We start from the raw sequence: 3,980 nt of genomic DNA on the forward strand, positions 1-3,980 counted from the left end.
GGTCGGCGGGCGCCCCGGCCGCGGGCCCGGCGCACCGGGCGCAGCAGGGGGCCGGCAGGCCGGCGGCCCGCGGCCGGGCCTGAGCCGGCGGGCTCTCCCCCGCCGCCGTCACTGCCCGGAGCCGCCGCCCGCGACGTGGATGCCGAAGATCGCGCCCTGCGGGTCGTGCAGGACGGCGAGCCTCGGCCCGTCCGGCACGTCGGTGGGCGGCAGCGCGATGGTGGCGCCGAGGACGGCGGCGCGTTCGGTGGTGGTGTCCACGTCGGCGACCGCGAAGTACGGCATCCAGTACGGGCCGACGTCGGCGGGGAACTGGTCGGCCATGTCGGCCATGCCGCCGAACTCCCGGCCGGGCAGGCCCCACTGGGTGTACATCTCGCCGACGGTGACGCTCCAGCCGAAGACCCTCGGGTAGAACTCCTTGGCGCCGGCGGTGTCCCGGGTGGCGAGTTCGACCCAGCCGAGCGCGCCGGGCTCGTCGATCAGCGGGGTGCCGGTGAAGCCGCGGGCCTGCCAGAGCGCGAACACCGCGCCGGACGGGTCGGCGGCGACGGAGAAGCGGCCGAGGTCGAGGACGTCGGCGGGTTCCGTCACCAGCCGGCCGCCGGCGCCCCGGACGGCGGTGGCGGCGGCGTCGGCGTCGTCGACGGCGAAGGAGATCGTCCAGCTGGTGGGCTGCCCGGAGCGCTGGACGGGGCCGAGGCCGGCGACCGGGTCGGTGCCGAGCATCATCAGCGTGTAGCCGCCGGCCTCCGGGTTCGGGTCGACCTCGGTGCGCCAGCCGAACGTCTCGCGGTAGAAGGCCTTGGAGCCCTCCGGGTCGGTGGTGGAGATCTCCACCCAGCAGGGGGCTCCGAGCGCGGGTCTGTCGATTCTCATGTCACTCCACCACCAGGACGAGTTTGCCGCGGGCGTGTCCGGACTCGACCTCGGCGAGTGCCTCGGGAGCCCGGTCGAGGGGGTAAGTCGCAGTGATCCGCGGGTCGAGGCCGCCGGCCGCGACGAGTGCGGCCAGTGCGGCGAGCGCCTCCCGGCCGGGGTTGCGGCGGACGGCGCTGCCGCCGAGCGCGGCGGCGGTGTCGGGGTCGGCGGTGGACACCAGCCGGGTGCGGTCGGCGAGCACGGCGGCGGCCTCCCGCAGGTCCTCGCCGCCGATCAGGTCGAGGAGTCCGTCGACGCCGTCCGGGGCGGCGGTCCTGATCCGGTCGGCCACCCCTTCGCCGTACCGGACCTGGGTGGCGCCGAAGGAGGCGACCCAGTCGCGGTTGCGGTCGGCGGCGGTGCCGACCACCTTGACGCCGCGGGCGCGGGCGATCTGGGCGGCGGCGCTGCCGACGCCGCCGGCGATGCCGAGGACGAGCAGGGTGCGCCCCGGCTCCAGGGCGAGCTGCTCGACGGCGTCCCAGGCGGTGGCGCCCGCGACGGGCAGCGCGGCCGCCGTGGCGAAGGGGACCTCGGCGGGCTTGCGGGCGCTGACGGCGGCGTCCAGCAGGGTGTGTTCGGCGTAGCCGCCGGCCACCGTGACGCCGAAGACCTCGTCGCCGACGGCGAAGCCCTCGACGCCCGGCCCGACGGCCTCGACCACACCGGCGGCCTCGGCGCCGAGGACGGCGGGCAGCGGTCGGTCGGTGCCGAGCCAGCCGTTGCGGATCTTCCAGTCGATCGGGTTGACCCCGGCAGCGCGGACGGCGATCTGCAGCCGGTCCGGCCCGGGGACGGGCACGGGGCGGTCCAGGAACTCCTGGTGCTCCGGGCCTCCGAACGCCCGGTATCCGAACGCCTTGGACATGCTGCTCCCTCGGGGTCGGCGACTTCCTTCCGCCCAGCTTGCTGGGCGGAAGGCCGGGACGGCCGGGAATGGTGGGCCGAACGGGAGGTGTTGTGCGTGACGCAACGGCAGTTGTTCAAATTGGAACCACGAGGTACGGTCTGACCCTGACCGACCGGTTCGAATTTGAACCACATCTGAACCACACCACCTCGGAGGCCCGGCCATGCCGCAGACCGACACCGCCCGGACGCCGCTGCCCGGCCCCGCCACCGTGCGTTCCCGGGTGCGCATCCCGCTGGCCTTCCCGGACGGATTCCGGGTGGAGGCCGAGGTCTTCACCTTCCACGGCCTGGCGGACGGCGCCGAGCACCTCGCGCTCGCCCTCGGCGAGGTCGGCGAGACCCCGCTGGTGCGGCTGCACTCCGAGTGCCTCACCGGCGACGTCTTCGGCTCCGCCCGCTGCGACTGCGGCCCGCAGCTGCGCGAGTCCGCGGAGCGGATCGCCGAGGCCGGCGGCTACCTGCTGTACCTCCGCCAGGAGGGCCGCGGCATCGGCCTCTACAACAAGCTCGACGCCTACGCGCTGCAGGACGCCGGGCTGGACACCTACGAGGCGAACACCGCGCTCGGACTGCCCGAGGACGGCCGCGACTACACCGCCGCCGCCCAGATGCTCGCCACGCTCGGCGCGCGCGGCATCCGGCTGCTGAGCAACAACCCCGACAAGGCCGGCCAGCTGTCCCGGCTCGGCATCACGGTGGCCGAGCAGGTGCCGACCGGCGTCCACCTGTCCGAGAGCAACGTCCGCTACCTGCGCACCAAGGCGGACGGCACCGCGCGCACCCTCGGCCACGGCATCGAGTTCCTGTCGCTGGGCGCCTGACCGGGGTTCACCCGATCGGCGCAGGGCGCGCGCGGCGCCGGGGAGCGCGTGGAAGCGTCGGTCGGTGGGCCGCGCCATCCGTCGCTCCACCCCGCCCCGCGGCCCCGCCGGGCCCCGCCCGGCGCGGACCGACCCCGGGAGAGCGCCCGTGGAAACCGACTCCCTCACCTCCGACACCCTGCGCGAACTGCGCAGCCCCCGGCCGTACCCGGCCGTCTCGCTGACCATGCCGACGCACCGCCGCGAGCCGGACAACGCGCAGGACGCGGTGCGGCTGAGGAACCTCCTCGCCGAGGCCGAGCGGCGGATCGACGCCGATCCGGAGGCCTCCCGGCAGAACCGCATCGACCTGCACAAGCAGCTCGAACGGGCGGTCGCCGAGGTGGACCTGCGGCACTCGCTGGACGGGCTGGTGGTGTACGCGACCACCGACGAGCACCAGGTGTGGAGCCTGCCGCGCGAGGTGCCCGAACGGGTCGTGCTCAGCGACACCTTCCTGACCCGCAACCTGGTCGCCGCGAAGGCCCAGGAACGCCCGTACTGGGTCATGGCGGTCGCCGCCGACCGGGCCACCCTGTGGGGCGGCGCGGGCCTCGCGCTGCACGAGCACGAGGCGGACGGCTTCCCGATGGAGGCGGAGGGCGTGGACTGGGACGTCCAGCGCGAGGAACGCACCGGCGGCCAGCCCAGCACCTTCAGCGACGAGGAGACCCGGCGCTTCCTGCGCTCGGTGGACACCGCGCTCGGCGCCGTCCTCGCCGCGGACCGCCGGCCGCTGTTCCTGATCGGCCTGCCGCAGGCGGTGTCCGCCCTGCAGGAGGTCGGCACCGCCGCGGGCGCGGCCGTCGCGACCGTGCTCAAGGGCGGCCTCACGGACGGCCCCGACCGCGTCCTGCTGCAGGAACTCGCCCCGGCGATGGCCCAGTTCGCCTCGCACGAGTCGGACCGGGTGAGCACCGCACTGGACTCCGCACGCAGCCGCAAGGCCTTCGCCGCCGGCCTGGACGAGGTCTGGGAGGCCGTCTGCGAGGGACGCGTCGAGATGGTCGCCGTCGAGGAGCACTTCCAGCGGACGATGCGGCTCGCCGACGGCCACCTCGCACCGGCGGACGGCGACCGGCCCGGCGGCTGGGAGGAGGGCGTCCGCGAGGACATCGTCGACGAGCTCGTGGAGACCGCGCTGGACAAGGGCGCCGAGGTGGTCTTCGTCCCCGACGACGACCTCACCGCGCACGACCGGATCGCCGCGGTGCTGCGCTACTGACACCCTGCCCGGGCCGTCGTGGGGCCCCGCCCCCCCCCCCGCGGCCGCGGCGCCGTACCCGG

General features: G+C 75.4%; 4 protein-coding genes. 2 read left to right on the top strand and 2 right to left on the bottom strand.

Annotated elements, in window-relative coordinates; translation table 11 throughout:
- Positions 1-108: 108 nt before the first annotated feature.
- Both ABZ641_RS28435 and ABZ641_RS28440 read right to left on the bottom strand, forming a co-directional pair.
- A complete protein-coding gene (locus ABZ641_RS28435) occupies positions 109-879 on the bottom strand; it encodes a VOC family protein (protein WP_359986251.1) in 771 nt (256 codons plus the stop codon).
- Between the two features lies 1 nt (position 880).
- Entirely contained in the window at positions 881-1,789 is a 909-nt protein-coding gene (locus ABZ641_RS28440) for an NADP-dependent oxidoreductase (RefSeq protein ID WP_359986254.1), read from the bottom strand.
- 205 nt (positions 1,790-1,994) lie between these two features.
- On the opposite strand from ABZ641_RS28440, the gene ribA reads away from it, so the two are divergent.
- Together ribA and ABZ641_RS28450 are read left to right on the top strand one after the other, a co-directional pair.
- Positions 1,995-2,654, top strand: a complete 660-nt coding sequence (gene ribA, locus ABZ641_RS28445) for a GTP cyclohydrolase II (RefSeq protein WP_344625447.1) — start codon at positions 1,995-1,997, stop codon at positions 2,652-2,654.
- A gap of 148 nt (positions 2,655-2,802) precedes the next feature.
- Entirely contained in the window at positions 2,803-3,918 is a 1,116-nt protein-coding gene (locus ABZ641_RS28450) for a chemotaxis protein (protein WP_344625448.1), read from the top strand.
- The last annotated feature ends 62 nt before the right edge of the window (positions 3,919-3,980 follow it).

Origin of the sequence: Kitasatospora sp. NPDC007106, assembly GCF_040634455.1 — a bacterium.
In the GTDB taxonomy this organism is placed as follows: Bacteria; Actinomycetota; Actinomycetes; order Streptomycetales; family Streptomycetaceae; genus Kitasatospora; species Kitasatospora arboriphila.

What these genes read in the sequence shown, in the direction of transcription:
- ABZ641_RS28435 (WP_359986251.1), bottom strand. Translation starts at nt 879, where the DNA reads ATGAGAATCGACAGACCCGCGCTCGGAGCCCCCTGCTGGGTGGAGATC.
- ABZ641_RS28440 (WP_359986254.1), bottom strand. Translation starts at nt 1,789, where the DNA reads ATGTCCAAGGCGTTCGGATACCGGGCGTTCGGAGGCCCGGAGCACCAG.
- ribA (WP_344625447.1), top strand. Translation starts at nt 1,995, where the DNA reads ATGCCGCAGACCGACACCGCCCGGACGCCGCTGCCCGGCCCCGCCACC.